The sequence below is a fragment of the Streptomyces sp. NPDC054975 genome, assembly GCF_053609105.1.
The window spans coordinates 470,833-488,121 of sequence record NZ_JBSGWV010000002.1 but is presented as its reverse complement, the minus strand read 5'-3'; the positions used below and the strand labels follow the sequence as shown (position 1 = coordinate 488,121).

16 protein-coding genes are annotated in these 17,289 nt (G+C 70.8%); 9 read left to right on the top strand and 7 right to left on the bottom strand.

Annotated features, from left to right (window positions below; translation table 11 throughout):
• Positions 1-42 precede the first annotated feature (42 nt).
• From guaB to ACWF79_RS04810, 3 genes are all read right to left on the bottom strand, one after another.
• Complete coding sequence (gene guaB, locus ACWF79_RS04820) at positions 43-1,545, bottom strand: IMP dehydrogenase (RefSeq protein WP_453726573.1); 1,503 nt, start codon at positions 1,543-1,545, stop codon at positions 43-45.
• Between the two features lie 139 nt (positions 1,546-1,684).
• Positions 1,685-2,260: a sigma-70 family RNA polymerase sigma factor gene (locus ACWF79_RS04815; RefSeq protein ID WP_362013722.1), complete on the bottom strand. Its 576-nt coding sequence runs from the start codon at positions 2,258-2,260 to the stop codon at positions 1,685-1,687.
• A gap of 276 nt (positions 2,261-2,536) precedes the next feature.
• A complete protein-coding gene (locus ACWF79_RS04810) occupies positions 2,537-3,148 on the bottom strand; it encodes a response regulator transcription factor (protein WP_003948568.1) in 612 nt (203 codons plus the stop codon).
• Between the two features lie 451 nt (positions 3,149-3,599).
• Between ACWF79_RS04810 and ACWF79_RS04805 the strand changes: the two genes are divergently transcribed.
• Entirely contained in the window at positions 3,600-3,959 is a 360-nt protein-coding gene (locus ACWF79_RS04805) for a WhiB family transcriptional regulator (RefSeq protein WP_453726572.1), read from the top strand.
• A gap of 131 nt (positions 3,960-4,090) precedes the next feature.
• Here ACWF79_RS04805 and ACWF79_RS04800 read toward each other — a convergent pair whose 3' ends face one another.
• Positions 4,091-4,984, bottom strand: a complete 894-nt coding sequence (locus ACWF79_RS04800; protein ID WP_453726571.1) for a LysR family transcriptional regulator — start codon at positions 4,982-4,984, stop codon at positions 4,091-4,093.
• Positions 4,985-5,063: 79 nt separating this feature from the next.
• On the opposite strand from ACWF79_RS04800, the gene ACWF79_RS04795 reads away from it, so the two are divergent.
• Complete coding sequence (locus ACWF79_RS04795) at positions 5,064-5,741, top strand: MOSC domain-containing protein (RefSeq protein WP_453726570.1); 678 nt, start codon at positions 5,064-5,066, stop codon at positions 5,739-5,741.
• A 39-nt stretch (positions 5,742-5,780) separates the two neighbouring features.
• Positions 5,781-6,554: an SDR family NAD(P)-dependent oxidoreductase gene (locus ACWF79_RS04790; RefSeq protein WP_453726569.1), complete on the top strand. Its 774-nt coding sequence runs from the start codon at positions 5,781-5,783 to the stop codon at positions 6,552-6,554.
• Between the two features lie 107 nt (positions 6,555-6,661).
• Here ACWF79_RS04790 and ACWF79_RS04785 read toward each other — a convergent pair whose 3' ends face one another.
• Entirely contained in the window at positions 6,662-8,521 is a 1,860-nt protein-coding gene (locus tag ACWF79_RS04785; RefSeq protein WP_453726568.1) for a DUF2264 domain-containing protein, read from the bottom strand.
• 257 nt (positions 8,522-8,778) lie between these two features.
• Between ACWF79_RS04785 and ACWF79_RS04780 the strand changes: the two genes are divergently transcribed.
• The 6 genes from ACWF79_RS04780 to ACWF79_RS04755 all read left to right on the top strand — a co-directional run bounded on the left by ACWF79_RS04780 (position 8,779) and on the right by ACWF79_RS04755 (position 14,956).
• Positions 8,779-9,888 (top strand): substrate-binding domain-containing protein, encoded by a 1,110-nt coding sequence (locus tag ACWF79_RS04780; protein ID WP_453726567.1) that lies wholly within the window; start codon positions 8,779-8,781, stop codon positions 9,886-9,888.
• 195 nt (positions 9,889-10,083) lie between these two features.
• On the top strand, positions 10,084-11,400 hold the full coding sequence (locus tag ACWF79_RS04775) for an ABC transporter substrate-binding protein (RefSeq protein ID WP_453726566.1): 1,317 nt from the start codon (positions 10,084-10,086) through the stop codon (positions 11,398-11,400).
• Positions 11,401-11,404: 4 nt separating this feature from the next.
• The gene (locus ACWF79_RS04770; protein ID WP_453726565.1) at positions 11,405-12,295 is read left to right on the top strand and encodes a carbohydrate ABC transporter permease; all 891 of its coding nucleotides are present in this window, start codon (positions 11,405-11,407) and stop codon (positions 12,293-12,295) included.
• Complete coding sequence (locus ACWF79_RS04765; protein ID WP_453726564.1) at positions 12,292-13,146, top strand: carbohydrate ABC transporter permease; 855 nt, start codon at positions 12,292-12,294, stop codon at positions 13,144-13,146. The genes ACWF79_RS04770 and ACWF79_RS04765 overlap by 4 nt, the downstream gene beginning before the upstream one ends.
• A 26-nt stretch (positions 13,147-13,172) precedes the next feature.
• Positions 13,173-14,204 (top strand): hydroxyacid dehydrogenase, encoded by a 1,032-nt coding sequence (locus ACWF79_RS04760; protein WP_453726563.1) that lies wholly within the window; start codon positions 13,173-13,175, stop codon positions 14,202-14,204.
• A 53-nt stretch (positions 14,205-14,257) separates the two neighbouring features.
• The gene (locus tag ACWF79_RS04755) at positions 14,258-14,956 is read left to right on the top strand and encodes an ester cyclase (protein WP_453726562.1); all 699 of its coding nucleotides are present in this window, start codon (positions 14,258-14,260) and stop codon (positions 14,954-14,956) included.
• A 112-nt stretch (positions 14,957-15,068) separates the two neighbouring features.
• On the opposite strand, the gene groL is transcribed toward ACWF79_RS04755, so the two are convergent.
• Together groL and groES are read right to left on the bottom strand one after the other, a co-directional pair.
• Positions 15,069-16,697, bottom strand: coding sequence for a chaperonin GroEL (groL, locus tag ACWF79_RS04750; protein ID WP_453726561.1), 1,629 nt, complete (start codon positions 16,695-16,697; stop codon positions 15,069-15,071).
• A gap of 117 nt (positions 16,698-16,814) precedes the next feature.
• The gene (groES, locus tag ACWF79_RS04745) at positions 16,815-17,123 is read right to left on the bottom strand and encodes a co-chaperone GroES (RefSeq protein ID WP_024756677.1); all 309 of its coding nucleotides are present in this window, start codon (positions 17,121-17,123) and stop codon (positions 16,815-16,817) included.
• Between the last annotated feature and the right edge of the window lie 166 nt (positions 17,124-17,289).

Sequence of the window (17,289 nt, the reverse complement as noted above, 5' to 3'; positions counted from 1 at the left end):
GTTCCGGCCACATGCCGGAACCGCCCCACGCGTCGCGCCGTGTTACTTCCTGCTGTAGTTCGGCGCCTCGACCGTCATCTGGATGTCGTGCGGGTGGCTCTCCTTGAGGCCCGCCGAGGTGATCCGGACGAAGCGGCCCTTGGACTCCATCTCGTCGATGGTGGCGGCGCCCACATAGCCCATCGTCTGGCGGAGACCGCCGACGAGCTGGTGCAGCACGTTGGCCAGGGGGCCGCGGTAGGGCACCTGGCCCTCGATGCCCTCGGGCACGAGCTTGTCGTCGGAGGCGACCTCGGCCTGGAAGTAGCGGTCCTTCGAGTACGACCGGCCCTGGCCGCGGGACTGCATGGCGCCGAGCGAGCCCATGCCGCGGTACGACTTGAACTGCTTGCCGTTGATGAACTGGAGCTCGCCGGGCGACTCCTCGCAGCCCGCGAGCAGGCTGCCCAGCATCACCGTGCTGGCACCGGCGGCGAGCGCCTTGCCGATGTCGCCCGAGTACTGCAGGCCGCCGTCACCGATGACCGGGACCCCGGCGGCGCGGGCCGCGAGCGCCGCCTCGTAGATGGCGGTGACCTGCGGGACGCCGATACCGGCGACCACGCGCGTGGTGCAGATCGAGCCGGGGCCGACGCCGACCTTGACGCCGTCGACACCGGCGTCGATGAGGGCCTGGGCGCCGTCACGCGTCGCCACGTTGCCGCCGATCACGTCCACCTTCACGCTGGACTTGATCTTCGCCATCCAGCTGAGGGCGTTGCTGTTGTGGCCGTGGGAGGTGTCCACGACCAGGAAGTCCACGCCGACGGCGGCCAGCGCCTGGGCACGCTCCAGGGCCTCCGGGCTGGCGCCCACCGCGGCACCGACGATCAGCCGGCCCTCGGCGTCCTTGGCCGCGTTCGGGTACTGCTCGGCCTTGACGAAGTCCTTGACGGTGATGAGCCCCTTGAGCACACCGGCGTCGTCGACGAGGGGAAGCTTCTCGATCTTGTGGCGGCGCAGCAGCTCCATGGCGTCCACGCCGCTGATGCCGACCTTGCCGGTCACGAGCGGCATCGGCGTCATGACCTCGCGGACCTGACGGCTGCGGTCGGACTCGAAGGCCATGTCGCGGTTGGTGACGATGCCGAGCAGCTTGCCCGCCCCGTCCGTGACCGGGACACCGCTGATCCGGAACTTGGCGCACAGCGCGTCCGCCTCGGCGAGCGTGGCGTCCGGGTTCACGGTGATCGGGTCGGTGACCATGCCGGACTCGGAGCGCTTCACGAGGTCGACCTGGTTGACCTGGTCCTCGATGGACAGGTTGCGGTGCAGCACGCCGACGCCGCCCTGCCGCGCCATGGCGATGGCCATGCGGGACTCGGTGACCTTGTCCATCGCGGCGGAGAGCAGGGGGATGTTCACCCGGACGTTGCGCGAGATACGGGACGAGGTGTCGACCGCGTTCGGCAGTACTTCCGACGCGCCGGGCAGCAGCAGCACGTCGTCGTAGGTCAGCCCGAGTGTCGCGAATTTCTCGGGCACTCCGTCGACGTTGGCAGTCATGACACCTTCCCCAATGGCCTTGATCGGTGCGGATGTCCATGCTAACGGGCCTCGACGGTGTCTCATTCCACGATCAAGATCAGAGAGCAGCTTTGGACGTTCATACGTGTACGTGAGGGCTACTGGCCCCGGTCGACCCTTACTGCTCGGCCAGGGCGCGCAGGCGGCTGAGCGCGCGGTGCTGCGCGACGCGTACCGCCCCCGGGGACATGCCGAGCATCTGGCCCGTCTCCTCGGCGGTGAGGCCCACCGCCACCCGGAGCACGAGCAGCTCCCGCTGGTTCTCCGGGAGGTTGGCGAGGAGCTTCTTGGCCCATTCGGCATCGTCGCTGAGCAGCGCGCGCTCCTCGGGGCCGAGGGAGTCGTCGGGCCGCTCGGGCATCTCGTCGGAGGGTACGGCCGTCGAGCCCGGGTGCCGCATCGCGGCGCGCTGGAGGTCGGCGACCTTGTGTCCCGCGATGGCGAAGACGAAGGCCTCGAAGGGCCGGCCGGTGTCCTTGTAGCGCGGCAGCGCCATCAGGACGGCGACGCAGACTTCCTGCGCGAGGTCCTCGACGAAGTGGCGAGCATCACCGGGCAGCCGGTTCAGCCGCGTACGGCAATAGCGCAACGCGAGGGGGTGCACGCGCGCCAGAAGGTCGTGCGTGGCCTGTGCGTCGCCCTCGACGGCACGGTGAACGAGTGCACCGATCACCGTGGTCTCGTCGTCGCGCATCGCTCCATGGTGCCTTGACGCCTCGGAATCCGTGGCACCGCGTCCGTAGTTGTGCACCGAAGCGTTATGAGCAGGTGCGCCGGAACTCATCTCCTGCGCCCTCCCCTTCCGCTCGATCGACTCGTCCCCGAGGAACTCCACACCTCAAGGATGCGGCATCCCGCGCGGAAGTGACACAAGCCGGCGCATCGGAGGCCCGGGCCGCCGCCGTGGCGGGGTCCCGGACTGCCGCCCCGTCCGCGCGCGGCGGACGGGGACGCGGCCGGTCGCCGGCGACTAGCGGACCAGGCCCCAACGGAAGCCCAGGGCGACGGCGTGCGCCCGGTCCGATGCGCCCAGCTTCTTGAACAGCCGCCGCGCGTGCGTCTTCACCGTGTCCTCGGAGAGGAAGAGCTCGCGCCCGATCTCCGCGTTGGACCGGCCGTGGCTCATGCCTTCGAGCACCTGGATCTCACGCGCGGTGAGCGTCGGCGCCGCGCCCATCTCGGCCGACCGCAGCCGGCGCGGGGCGAGCCGCCAGGTCGGGTCGGCGAGGGCCTGCGTGACCGTGGCCCGCAGCTCGGCGCGCGAGGCGTCCTTGTGCAGGTACCCGCGGGCGCCCGCGGCGACCGCGAGCGCGACGCCGTCCAGGTCCTCCGCGACGGTCAGCATGATGATGCGGGCGCCGGGGTCCGCGGAGAGCAGCCGGCGGACGGTCTCCACGCCACCCAGACCGGGCATGCGTACGTCCATCAGAATCAGGTCCGAGCGGTCCGCGCCCCAGCGGCGGAGGACTTCCTCGCCGTTGGCCGCGGTGGTCACGCGCTCGACGCCGGGCACGGTCGCGACCGCGCGGCGAAGAGCCTCTCGGGCAAGCGGGGAGTCGTCGCAGACGAGGACGGATGTCATGGCCGCCCTCCGCAGCTGATGCGCGTCACCTAGAGCCTCCAGGGCTGGTACGTATCGTCACCTGTGCGGTTGACGCTCTCGGACACCTGCCCGAGCGCTTGTTCCTTCAACCGCCTCCGCACTCTCAACGACGGTCACTCGAAAGAGTTACGGGTCGGACGGTCGCCTTCGGCACTCTACGTGAGGGAGCGAACGCGGAGGAGAGCGACGCGGGCCATCCGTCCTTCATTAGAAGCTATGCCCCATTTAGCGGGATTTCTTCCCTTTTCGCGGTGTCTGTGGCTAGATTCGCAATGAGTCATATTTACATCTACTAAGACAGTAGTTGTACGGTCGGGTCGAACCCGCGAGAGCGGGTACGCGAGACCCACGGGGGGTGAAGGGCCCTCGGTTCATCAGCCATCCACCCGCCCACCAATCCGTTCGACACGGTTTCAAGGGGACAAGCGCAATGGCAGATTTCTCCCGCCTTCCCGGACCCAACGCCGATCTTTGGGACTGGCAGCTGCTCGCCGCCTGCCGCGGAGTCGACAGTTCCCTGTTCTTCCACCCCGAGGGAGAGCGCGGCGCGGCACGGAGTGCGCGTGAGAACTCGGCGAAAGAGGTCTGCATGCGGTGCCCGGTACGCGCGGAGTGCGCGGCACACGCACTCGCCGTACGCGAGCCCTACGGCGTGTGGGGCGGCCTCACCGAGGACGAACGCGAAGAGCTCATGGGACGAGCCCGCAATCGACTGATCACGGCTTCGGCCCCGACTTCGGCACACGCGACGGCCTCGGCGTCGGGCCACGCAGGCCTGGGGCGGGCTTGAATCCGAGGACCGGAAGGTCTGAAGGAACGTTTCTGCTCGGGCTGTGACGCCCGGTTCCGGGCCGCGCGCGGCCCGGGGGGTGTGCGGCTCGGCACGCTCGCCGACGCCCCGCCACGGCCTCCCTGCCGCCGCTACGCGCGCGTGGCCGCCCGGCTCAGCTCGTCCAGCGTCGCCGCGACCGCCGGGACCTGGGCCAGGTCGGGCAGCGTGAGGGCGACGATCTCGCGCTCCACGGCCGGTTCCACGACCACGGTCCGCGCCCCCTTGGGCCGTACGGACTCGATGGCGAGTTCCGGCAGGACCGCGACCCCGAGACCGGCTCCGACGAGCCCGACCACGGCCGGGTAGTCGTCGGTGGCGAAGTCGATGCGCGGGGTGAACCCCGCCTCCTCGCACACGTCCACCAGCTGACGACGGCAGCGCGGGCACCCGGCGATCCAGGACTCGTCGGCCAGCTCGGCGATGCCCACGGCCTCCGCGTCGGCGAGGCGGTGCCCGTCGGGGACCAGCCCCACGAGACGGTCGGCGAGCAGCGGCCGGACGATCAGGTCGTCCCACTCCGCCTGCCCCGCTCCGTAGCGGAACGCCAGAGCGACGTCGCAGTCGCCCTCGCGGAGCATCTCGATCGAGCGCGGCGGCTCGGCCTCGACCAGCGAGACGCGCGTGCCGGGGTGCGCGGCGCGCAGGGCGGCGAGGGCCGTGGGGACCAGGGTCGAGCTGCCGCTGGGGAAGGAGACCAGCCGGACACGGCCGGCACGGAGCCCCGCGATCGCGGCGACCTCCTCCTCGGCCGCGGTGAGGCCCGCGAGGATGCCGGAGGCGTGCCGGACGAGGGCCTCGCCCGCCTGCGTGAGGCGCATCTCGCGGCCGGTCCTGATCAGCAGGGGCGTACCGGCGGAGGTCTCCAGCGCCTTCATCTGCTGGCTCACCGCCGGCTGGGTGCAGCCCAGTTCGCGCGCGGCGGCGGAGAAGGAGCCGGTCGCGGCGACAGCGCGCAGGACGCGGAGGTGGCGGGCCTCGATCATGCTTCCAGCATAAGCGAGTCTTGGACTTCTCGGCGAATATTCATTCAACGCTTTGAGAACGGTCGCTTAGGGTGACCGCATGAAGGTGCTGAGCGTGAACGTCGGGCAGGCCAAGGCCGTGAACTACACCGACGCCCCCGGAGGGCGCACGGGGATCGACAAGCGTCCGGTCGAGGGGCCCGTACGGGTCGAGGCGCCGGGCCCGCCCCGTGTCGGGGCGAGCGGGGTCGCCGGGGACGCCGTCTGCGACCTGCGCTTCCACGGTGGCGCCGACCGGGCCGTCTACGCCTTCGCGCGCGAGGACATGGACCTCTGGGAGGGCGAACTGGGCCGGCCGCTGGCAGCCGGCTCCTTCGGCGAGAACCTCACCACGCTCGGGCTCGACGTGAACGGGGCCCGGCTCGGCGAGCGGTGGCGGGTCGGCCGGGACGCGATCCTCGAAGTGACGGGCAGCCGCATCCCCTGCCGTACGTTCGCCGGCTTCGTCGAGGAGAAGGGGTGGGTCCGCCGCTTCACGCGGTCGACCGCCGGTCCGGGAGCGTTTCTGCGGGTGATCGAGCCGGGCGAACTCCGGGCGGGCGACCCGGTCACGGTCGTCCACCGCCCCGCGCACGACATCACGGTCGCCCTCCTGCACCGGGCTGCCACCACCGAGCGCGCGCTGCTGCCGAGCACGCTGGTCGCGGCCGAGTGGATGGAGTCGGGACTGCTCGAACTGGCCCGCACGTACGCGGAGAAGTACGGCAACGGCTCCTGACCTCCGGCGTCCCCGCGCGGGGCACTAACGTTGCCGCGTATGACGACTGCACTGATTACGGGCGCGACGGCGGGGATCGGCGCCGCGTTCGCGCGGAAGCTGGCGGCGGACGGCCACGATGTCGTGCTCGTGGCCCGCGATGTGACGCGGCTGCGCGAGCAGGCGACCGAGCTGCACGACCGGCACGGCATCGAGGCCGAGGTCCTGGCCGCGGACCTGTCGGAGGAGAAGGGGATCGCGGCCGTGGAGGCCCGGCTCTCGGACCCGAAGCAGCCGGTGGACCTGCTGGTGAACAACGCCGGGTTCGGCAACAAGGGCCGGTTCCTGGAAGTCTCCATGGCCGACGAGTTGAAGATGCTGACCGTGCACTGCGAGGCGGTGCTCCGGCTGACGTCGGCGGCGGCGGAGTCGATGCGCGCCCGCGGCCGGGGCGGGGTCGTCAACGTGGCCTCGGTGGCGGCCTTCGTCCCGCGCGGCACGTACGGGGCGTCGAAGGCGTGGGTCGTGCAGTTCACCCAGGGCGCGGCGCGGGACCTGGCCGGAAGCGGCGTACGGCTCATGGCGCTGTGCCCGGGCTTCGTGCGGACGGAGTTCCACGAGCGGGCCGGAATGGGGACGGACAACATCCCGAGCTGGATGTGGCTCGACGCGGACAAGCTGGTGGCCGAGGCGCTGAACGACTTGGCGCGCGGCAAGTCGCTGTCCATCCCCGACCCCCGCTACAAGGCGCTGATGGGCGTGGTGAAGCTGGCGCCTCGCGGCCTGCTCGGCGGGGTCTCCTCCAAGGCGGGCCGCAAGTACGGACCGAAGTGACCTTCGGCTCCGAAGTGACCTTCCGCTTTGTCTAGTTGACGCCACTTCCGGCGTACGCCCTTATGTAGGGAACCGACAATGCGGGCACCTCGTTTCCGAACCAGTCCCTACCGCCGTTGTCCGAGATCGGGGTTCGGGCCCTTGATGCCGTCGCCGGCGAGGGCTTCGAGGTCGAGTTCCGTCGTGGTGCCGTTCTGCCAGGTGACGTGGAGGGTGCGGGCAACGATGCGGACGGTCGCGAGGGTGGTGACCGGGGCGGGGGCCGGTTCGGCGGTGAGGGAGGCCAGGGCGACGAAGAGGGAGTCGGGGCCGGTGGTCGTGGCGTGCAGGGCCGCCGTGCGGGTGGCCGGGCCGCCCTGGAGCGTGGCGCCCGTGGTGAGTTCGACGGTCTCGGCGGCCGACGGGTAGCCGTGGACGGGGTGGAGTTGGGCGGTCGGGCCGTCCGGCGTGGTCGCCCAGCCCGTCTGGCGTACGGGAGTTCCGTCGGGGGCGCCGAGGACGAGGTGGGCGCGGACCTCGGCGCGGCCGTGGGCCAGGGTCGCGGAGAGGACCCGGACACCCGGGAGCGGGCTGTGCCGGGACGCGGCCCAGTCGGGGCCGGTGCCCAGCGGCGTCGCGGGGCCGCGCCGGGTGACCCGGCCGTCGACGACCAGGGCGAAGTGGTTGTCGGCGGGGTCGGGCGCGGCCGTCGGTCCCGTACGGGTGGAGTACGCGAAACGGGCGTAGCCGGAGTCGTCCTCGCCCGCCGCGGCGCTCGCCACATGGTTGCTGCCGTGGTTGTGCAGGCGTACGAGTCCGTCGGCGGCCGTGGTCTGGAGGAGCAGCGCGGCCGGGGCGACGGGCCGCACGGTGTCGGCGCGTTCGGCGGGGAGCGGTTCCTCGGGGTCGGTCCAGGCCGGGTGGCCGGCGGGCAGGAGGAGGCCGAGGAAGCCCTTGGCCGCCCAGTAGGGGGAGGCGGGTCCCGAGTAGTCCTGGACGATCGGCGCGTACGGGCCGTGCCACCCGAGTGTGAGCAGGCCGCGTTCGTCGCACGCGCCCCGGTCGAGGAAGTACCGCAGCGTGCCGGAGGCGAGGCGGCGGGTGGCGCCGGGGGTGAGCGGCGTGTGGCCGGTGAGCGCGCCCAGCCAGGGCGCGGCGGCCGCCGCGAAGCGGTAGACGAGGGAGCGCCCGTACGGGAGGGGGGCGCCGTTCGCGTCGAAGAGGTGGGCGTGGTCTGCGAGGTGGGCGCGCAACCGGGGGCCGTGGCGGGCGAGGAGGGCGTGGTCGCCGGAGAGGTGGGCGTGCAGGACGGGGTAGAAGTGCAGGGCCCAGGCGTTGTAGTGGTCGAAGGCGCGGTTGTCGCCGTCGCTGTACCAGCCGTCGCCGAGGTACCACCGCTCGATCCGGTCGAGGGAGCGGTCGATCGTGACGGCGGCGCGGTCGGTCTCGATGCCGGCGTCCTGGAGGAATCCGGCGACGGTGAGGCCGAAAAGCCACCAGTTGTTGTCGACCGGGGAGGGTTCGAGGGCGGGCAACAGCCAGTCGACCGCACGCTGCCGGGTGCGGTCGTCCAGGGTGTCCCAGAGCCAGGGCCGGGTCAGCCGCAGCCCGAGGGCGACGGAGGCGGATTCGACCACGGCCTGGCGTACGTCGGTCAGGAGGGGCCAAGCGTCCAGGCCCTCACCGCCGGGTTCCTCGGTGCCGGCGGCCAGGCCCTCCGCGTAGCGGGGCAGGTGGCCGTGCGGGTCCGCGCCTTGGGCGCCCGCGACGCGGAGGGCGGCGAGCAGGAACGTACGGGCGTGGCCTTCGAGGCCGTCGGAGCGGACGCCGGACCAGCTGGGGCGGGGTCCGGGCAGGTCGAAGCGGCCGTGGCGGGGTGAGGCGTACGGCCGGACGGCGAGGAGGAGTCGGTCGGCGGCGTCCTCCCAGTGGGCACGGGTCCAGCCGGTGAACGGGCTGAGCTCCCGGTTCTCGGGCGGCGTGGGCATGATGCTCCCTGAGGCGGACGTCGTCGCCCGGAATCATGGACAGCCTTCGATCGAAGGTCAATGACATCGGAGCGAATGATCGAAACTTCAGCCGTTCGATCATTCTGGCGTACGCTCGGATTGCGGCCGCGCGACGCCCGCGTCCGGGCGGACGACGTCCGCGTCCGGGCGGGCGCGTCGGCCGGGCGACGTGCTTCCGGGCGCCGCACAACCGGACCGACAGGCCCGCCGACCGACCCACCGCGAAGGGACGCACCGTGCGCGAGAGTGCCGCCGAACGACACGACCGACTCCTGGCCCTGGTGCGCGAGCGCGGCACCGCCCGCGTCGCCGAACTGGCCGACCGGCTCGGCGTCTCCTCCGTGACCGCCCGCCGCGACGTGGAGGCGCTGGCCGCCAAGGGGCTGCTCGACCGGGTGCACGGCCAGGTGTCCTGGCCGGAACATCAGGGCGAGCCGGGCGTCGCGGGCGCCCGGCGCTCCGGAGAGGGCCTGGTCCTCGGGCTGCTCGCGCCCTCCGCCACGTACTACTTCGCCGAGGTCATCCGGGGCGCGCACGAGGCGGCGGCGCGGGCGGGGGCGCGCCTGATCCTGCGGATCTCGGACTACCGCCCGGAGGAGGACCGCGCGCGCACCGAGGGGCTGCTCGCGGCCGGCGCCGAGGGGGTGCTCGTCGCACCCGGCTGGCGGGGTCCGGAGGACCGGCCCGCGTACGGCGACTGGTTGGCCGAACTCCCCGTACCCGCCGTGCTCCTGGAGCGCCGGGCCGATCCCGGCAGCCCGCTCGACGCCCTGGACCGGGTGGTCTCCGACCACGGCCACGGCGTCCTGCTCGCCCTGCGCCACCTGCTCGGCCTCGGCCACGGCACCCCGCTCCTGGTCGCGCGCGGGGACAGCCCGACCGCGCTCGCGGTGCGCGCCGGGTACGCGGAGGCGCTGGTCACGCTGGGAATTGCGGCACCGGGGCCGGTGATCGACTCCGTACCGGCGGACCAGGATCCGGCGGGGTTCGAGCGCGCGGTACGGGCCCTGTACGAGGCGGTGAGTTCGGGGCGGGCGAGCGCGGCCCTGGTCCACAACGACGTGGACGCGATCGAGATCGTGCAGCGGCTGGCGGAGCTGGGCGTGAAGGTTCCGGAGGACCTCGCCCTGATCGCGTACGACGACGAGGTCGCCGCGCTCGCCGACACCCCGCTCACGGCGGTCGCCCCGCCCAAGCGCCAGGTGGGCCGGCACGCCACGGAGCTGCTGGTGGAGCGGCTGACGGAGGACCCGGCGGAGGAGGCCGCCCGGCGCCACCTGAGCCTGCTGCCGCGCCTGCGCGTGCGCGCGTCCTGCGGGGCGGAGCCGGAAGCCCGCCCCGCCTGATCACCGGGCCGAGAGCCCGCCCCGCCTGATCACCGGGCGGGCCGGGCGCGCCCCCCCCCCGTCCGATCGCGGGCCCGGCAACCCACCCCGTCTGATCATTTTTCGATCAATCAATCTTTCGCTCTTGACTTCGCTCACGAACCGTCCCAGGATCACGGCCATCCCCGTCCACGCCGCCGTGTCAGGAGCCGTGCCGTGAGCCATCGTTGGAGTAGAACATCCCGTGTCATAGCCGGTACCGTCACCGCCCTGGCCGTCCTCACGGCCTGCGGCGGTGGCGACGGCGGCGCCGCGAACAAGCCCTCCGGGCCCGTGACCCTCACCTTCTGGGGCTGGGCCAAGGGCTCCAAGGACGTGGTGGACGCGTTCAACGCCTCCCACACCGACATCAAGGTGAAGTTCGAGGAGATCCCGTCCGGCACCGCCGGCGGCTACGCCAAGATCTCCAACGCCGTGAAGGCGGGCAACGCGCCCGACCTGGTCTCCATCGAGTACGCCTCGCTCCCCGAGTTCGTCAGCTCCGGCGCCCTGCAGGACATCGGCGGCGAGTTCACCGAGGCGGACCGCGGCAAGCTGCTGCCGCAGACCGTCGAGCTCACCACCCTCGGCGGCAAGACCTGGGCCGTGCCCTTCGACGCCGCCCCGCAGGCCTTCTTCTACCGCAAGGACCTCTTCGCGAAGTACAAGGTCGAGGTCCCGCGCACCTGGGACGAGTTCAGGGCCGCCGCCGAGAAGGTCAAGAAGGCCGACGCCAAGGCCAGGATCGCCACCTTCTTCCCGGACGACCCGACGACCTTCGAGGCGATGGCCTGGCAGGCCGGCGCCCAGTGGTTCAAGGCCGAGAACGACACCTGGAAGATCAACACCACGGACCCGGGCACCACCAAGGTCGCCGCGTACTGGCAGGGCCTCGTCGACGACGACCTCGTCCACAAGAACGCCTCGTTCAGCCCCGAATGGACCGGCTCGCTCAAGAACGGCGGCACGATCGGCTACCTCGGCGCGTCCTGGGGCGCGGGCGTCCTCAAGGGCACGCTGCCCGAGCAGAACGGCAAGTGGGCCGTGGCGCCCATGCCGAGCTGGGACGGCAAGCCCGCGAGCGGGATGCTGGGCGGCACGTCGTTCGCCGTGACGAAGGACAGCGGGAAGAAGGCGGCGGCCGTGGAGTTCGCCGAGTGGATGTCCACCACCGAGGCGGGCGTCAAGGCCCGGATCGCCTCCGGCACGTCCAGCGCCTTCCCCGCCGCGAGCGCGCTGCGCCCGGTCGCCAAGCAGGCCTTCGACGCGAGCTACTACGGCGGCCAGGACATCTACGCCCTCTTCGAGGAGGCCGGCGCCTCCATCAACCCGAACTGGGCGTGGGGCCCGACCACGGGCACCACCAACACGTCCATCAAGGACCAGTTCGGCAAGATCACCAAGGGTGGACCGACGATCACCGACGCGATCAGGACCGGACACGAAGCGACCGTCGCCGAGCTGACCAAGCGCGGTCTGAAGGTCCAGGGCTGACCTGATGAAGGCCCGCACCCGCGCCGCGACGTTCCTGCTGACCCCCTTCTTCGCCCTGTTCACCGTGGTCATGGTGGTGCCGATCGGATACGCGGTCTGGCTCAGCCTCTTCACCGAGAAGCAGTCCGGCCTTGGCTTCGGCGGCACGGAGTCGGTGTTCACGGGACTCGGCAACTACGCCGCGGCGCTGGGTGACCGGGCCTTCCGCGAGGGCTTCGTCGTCCTGCTCGGATACTGCCTGTTCTACATTCCGCTGCTGCTCGCCGGGGCCCTCGGCCTCGCCCTGCTGCTCGACTCGACGCTCGCCCGCGCCCGCCGCTTCTTCCAGCTGGCGCTCTTCCTGCCGCACGCCGTCCCCGGCATCATCGCCGCACTGGTCTGGGTCTACCTCTACACCCCCCAACTCAGCCCGGTCGTCCAGGCGATGGAGGCGGGCGGCATCGGCTTCGACTTCTTCTCGCCCGAGGGCGCGCTCCCCTCCGTCGTCAACATCGCGCTGTGGGAGTGGCTCGGGTACAACATGGTGATCTTCTACGCCGCCCTGCAGGCCATCGACCGCTCCGTCCTGGAGGCCGCCACCGTCGACGGCGCCGGCTCCTGGCGCATCGCCTTCAGCATCAAGGTCCCGCTGATCCGCGCCTCGCTCGTGATGGTCGGCCTCTTCACCGTCATCGGCTCGCTGCAGCTGTTCACCGAGCCGCTGATCCTCAACAAGGGCACGGGCTCCGCCGTCACCTCCACCTGGACGCCGAACATGTACGCGTACACCGCCGCCTTCGACCGCAACGACTACGGCCTCGCCGCCGCCGCGTCCGTCCTGCTCGCCCTGACGGCGGCGCTGCTCTCCTTCGCCGTCACCCGCCTCACCGGCCGCCGGAAGGGGAAGCACGCATGAGCACCCCACGCCCCACGAGCGTCTGGCTCTCGAAGACCGCCGTCAACGGCGCGCTCGTCCTCGCCGTCGTCTACATGCTCTTCCCGCTCGTCTGGCTGCTGACCGCCGCCACCAAGGACGCGGGCGGCCTGCTGGCCGGCAACGCCTTCTCCTTCGAGGGCTTCGACCTCGGCGGGAACCTCTCCCGTCTCGCCGACTACAACGACGGCGTCTACTTCCACTGGTACGCCAACAGCCTCCTCTACGCGGGTGTGGGCGCCCTCGCCTGCTCGCTGATCAGCGTCGCGGCGGGGTACGCCTTCGACAAGTACCACTTCCGGGGCAAGGAGAAGCTCTTCGGCGTCGTCCTCATGGGTGTCCTCGTCCCCACGACCGCGCTCGCGCTGCCCATGTACCTCCTGGCCAGCGAGGTCGGGATCGTCAACACCTACTGGGCCGTGCTCGTCCCCGTCCTCGTCAACCCCTTCGGGGTCTACCTCGCCCGGGTCTTCAGCTCCGGCTACATCCCCGACGAGGCGCTGGAGGCCGCCCGCATCGACGGCGCGGGCGAGCTGCGCACCTTCTGGTCGATCGGTCTGCGCATGGTCATGCCGGGCTTCGTGACCGTCTTCCTCTTCCAGTTCACCGCGATCTGGAACAACTTCTTCCTCCCCCTGGTGATGCTCTCGGACCAGAAGCTCTTCCCGCTGAGCCTCGGCCTCTACGCGTGGAACAGCAACGCGCACGCGGAACCCGACTACTACCCCCTCGTCGTCACCGGGTCCCTGCTCGCCGTCGTCCCCCTCGTCGTCGCCTTCGTCTCCCTCCAGCGCCACTGGAAGGCCGGACTGACCGCCGGCAGCGTCAAGTGAGGAGCGCGGAAGCCACGATGTCCACCATGCACCCCGCCACTGACAACCGCCCGACGCTCCTCCTCTCCATGGGCCCCGGCGTCGCCGGACGCCTCCTGACCGGCGCCCACCGCGCGCGCCTCACCGCGCTCACGCGCACCGACCCGCACCTCGTCGCCCACGACCTGACCGCTCCCGACGACCCCCGCGTGGCCGAGGCCCTCGCCGGGGCCGAACTCCTCCTCACCTGCTGGGGCGCGCCCCCGCTGACCGCCGCCGTTCTGGACCGCGCCCCGCGCCTCAAGGCCGTCGTCCACGCGGCCGGCTCGGTGAAGCACCACATCACGCAGGCGTGTTGGGAGCGCGGACTCGCCGTCACCTCGGCGGCCGCCGCCAACGCCCTGCCCGTGGCCGAGTACACGCTCGCCGCGATCCTCCTCGCGGGGAAGCGGATCCTGTCCTCGGCACGGCGGTACCAGGAGGTCCGCGCGGAGGGCGTGTGGACGGCCGAGTCGGCGCCCTGGGGCAACTACCGGCGTACGGTCGGCATCGTCGGCGCCTCCCGGATCGGCCGCCGGGTCGTCGACCTCCTGCGCCCCTTCGACTTCGAGGTGCTGCTCCACGACCCGTACGTGACGGCCGACGAGGCGCGCGCGCTCGGGGTGGAGCTGGTGGCCCTCGACGAGCTGTGCGCCCGCAGCACGATCGTCTCGGTCCACGCGCCCCAGCTCCCGGCCACGTACCGCATGATCGGGGCGCGGCAGCTGGCCCTGATGCCGGACGGCACGACCCTGGTCAACACCTCGCGCGGCTCCCTGGTCGACGAGCCCGCGCTCCTGACGCACCTGCTCGCGGGTCGCCTCGACGCGGTCCTGGACGTGACCGACCCGGACCTCCCCGCACCGGACTCCCCGCTCTGGACGCTGCCGAACGTCCTGCTGACCCCGCACGTCGCCGGCTCCCTCGGCAACGAACTGCACCGGATGGCGGACCAGGCGCTGGAGGAGGTGGAGCGGTACGGGCGGGGGGAGCCGTTCGCGGATCCGGTACGGCCGTCGGATCTGACGCGCTCGGCGTGAGTGGAGGCCCGGGACCTAGACTGGAGAGGTCCCACCCGGGTCCGGGAGGCACCATGACTTTCGTACAGATAATCGATTGCAGGACCAGTCGGTTCGACGATCTGAACCGGCTCATGGACAAGTGGGTCGAACAGACCAAGGGCAAGCGGACCGCCACCCACAGCGTCATCGGCAAGGACCGGTCCGACTCGTCCCACCTCGTGGAGATCGTGGAGTTCCCCTCGTACGAGGTCGCGATGACCAACTCCCAGCTTCCGGAGACGGATCGCATCTTCCGGGAGATGGTCGCGCTCTGCGACGAGATGCCGACGTTCACGGACCTCGACATCGTCCGGGACGAGCAGCTGTACAAATCCAACGCCCGCCGTCTCCTGGAGCTCATGACCGCCGAGGGTGAGCTGCCGCCGCTCGACGAGGTCCTGGCGGAGGGGTACCACGACCACGATCCGACCAACGAGCAGGACGTCATCGGCATGGACGCGGTCCGCCGCGAGGTGGAGATGTGGCGCGCCGGCTTCGACTTCGCCATGACCGTCAACGACCAGATCGCCGAGGGCGACCGGGTCTGCACGCGGTGGACCATGATCGGGACGCACATCGGCGACTTCATGGGCCTCCAGCCCACCGGCATGAAGGTGTCCATGACCGGCACGGTCATCCACCAGTTCCGGCAGGACGGCAAGATCACGGAGGGATGGTGGCAGTACGACCTGCTCGGGCTCATGGCCCAGCTCGGCGCGGTGGAGGCGTAGAGCGCCCGCACGTACCCCCGTACGAACACACGCCCAGACAGCCGTACACGCACTGAGGTCCGGTACCCCTCCCGGGGTACCGGACCTCAGTGATCAGCTACGAGCGGGCGCGTCAGTGCGAGTGACCGTGGCCGTGGCCGTGGCCCGCGTCCGCCGGCTCCTCTTCCTTCTTCTCCACCACGAGGGTCTCGGTGGTGAGGAGGAGGGAGGCGATCGAGGCGGCGTTCTCCAGCGCGGAGCGCGTCACCTTCACCGGGTCGATGACGCCGGCCTTGACCAGGTCGCCGTACTCACCGGTGGCGGCGTTGAAGCCGTTGCCCTTGTCCAGCTCCGCCACCTTCGAGGTGATGACGTAGCCCTCGAGGCCGGCGTTCTCGGCGATCCAGCGCAGCGGCTCGACGGCGGCGCGGCGGACGACCGCGACACCCGTGGCCTCGTCGCCGGTCTTGCCGAGGTTGCCCTCGAGGACCTTGACGGCGTGGACCAGAGCGGAGCCACCACCGGAGACGATGCCCTCCTCGACCGCGGCGCGGGTCGCGGAGATGGCGTCCTCCAGACGGTGCTTCTTCTCCTTCAGCTCCACCTCGGTGGCGGCGCCGACCTTGATCACGCACACGCCGCCGGCCAGCTTCGCGAGGCGCTCCTGGAGCTTCTCGCGGTCCCAGTCGGAGTCGGTGGACTCGATCTCGGCCTTGATCTGGTTGACGCGACCGACGACGTCCTCGGAGTTGCCGCCACCGTCGACGATGGTGGTGTCGTCCTTGGTGATCGTCACGCGGCGCGCGGTGCCCAGCACGTCCAGACCGGCCTGGTCGAGCTTGAGGCCGACCTCCTCGGCGATGACGGTGGCACCGGTGAGGGTGGCCATGTCGCCGAGCATCGCCTTGCGGCGGTCGCCGAAGCCGGGGGCCTTGACGGCCACGGCGTTGAAGGTGCCACGGATCTTGTTGACGACCAGGGTCGACAGGGCCTCGCCCTCGACGTCCTCGGCGATGATCAGCAGCGGCTTGGAGGAGCCGGCCTGGATGACCTTCTCCAGGAGCGGCAGCAGGTCCTGGATCGAGGAGATCTTGCCCTGGTGGATCAGGATGTACGGGTCGTCGAGGACGGCCTCCATACGCTCCTGGTCGGTCACCATGTAGGGGGACAGGTAGCCCTTGTCGAAGGCCATGCCCTCGGTGAAGTCGAGCTCCAGGCCGAAGGTGTTGGACTCCTCGACGGTGATGACACCGTCCTTGCCGACCTTGTCCATCGCCTCGGCGATGAGCTCGCCGACCTGCTGGTCCTGCGCGGAGAGCGCGGCCACGGCGGCGATGTCGGACTTGTCCTCGATGGGACGGGCGGTCGCGAGCAGCTCGTCGGAGACGGCCTTGACCGCGGCGTCGATGCCCTTCTTCAGGGCGGCCGGGGAGGCGCCGGCGGCGACGTTCTTCAGACCCTCGCGGACGAGCGCCTGGGCGAGCACGGTGGCGGTGGTGGTGCCGTCACCCGCGATGTCGTTGGTCTTGGTCGCCACCTCCTTCACCAGCTGGGCACCGAGGTTCTCGTACGGGTCCTCGATCTCGACCTCGCGGGCGATCGTGACACCGTCGTTGGTGATGGTGGGGGCGCCGAACTTCTTGTCGATGACGACGTTGCGACCCTTGGGGCCGATCGTCACCTTCACCGTGTCGGCAAGCTTGTTGACGCCGCGCTCAAGGGCGCGACGGGCGTCCTCGTCGAACTTCAGGATCTTCGCCATGGGAGCGATTCAGCCCTCTCGGATGTCGAAAAACTGGTGAAACCGAACTGCGCCCCGGACGCCCGGTGCGGGGTCAGGGGCGCAGCTCAAAGCATGTGCTTCAGGTACTTCGGTGAATTACTTCTCGATGATCGCGAGCACGTCGCGAGCCGAGAGGACGAGGAACTCCTCGCCGTTGTACTTCACCTCGGTGCCGCCGTACTTGCTGTACAGCACGACATCGCCGACCTGAACGTCGAGCGGCAGACGCTCGCCGTTCTCGAAGCGGCCCGGACCCACGGCGAGGACAGCACCCTCCTGGGGCTTCTCCTTCGCGGTGTCCGGGATGACCAGGCCAGAGGCGGTGGTCTGCTCGGCGTCGAGCGGCTGGACCACGATGCGGTCCTCGAGCGGCTTGATGGCAACCTTGGAGCTGGTGGTCGTCACGATCCGACCTCCCCCTTCGGAGATCTCACGGGGCTAACTGTCTGAGGTGGCGACCAGGTGGATCCGTCGTCGCGGGTGCCGGACCTGCCCGTCGCTGTGTTGGCACTCTCCAGTGGGGAGTGCCAAGGCCGAGACTATGACTGCGATTAGCACTCGGTCAAGCGGA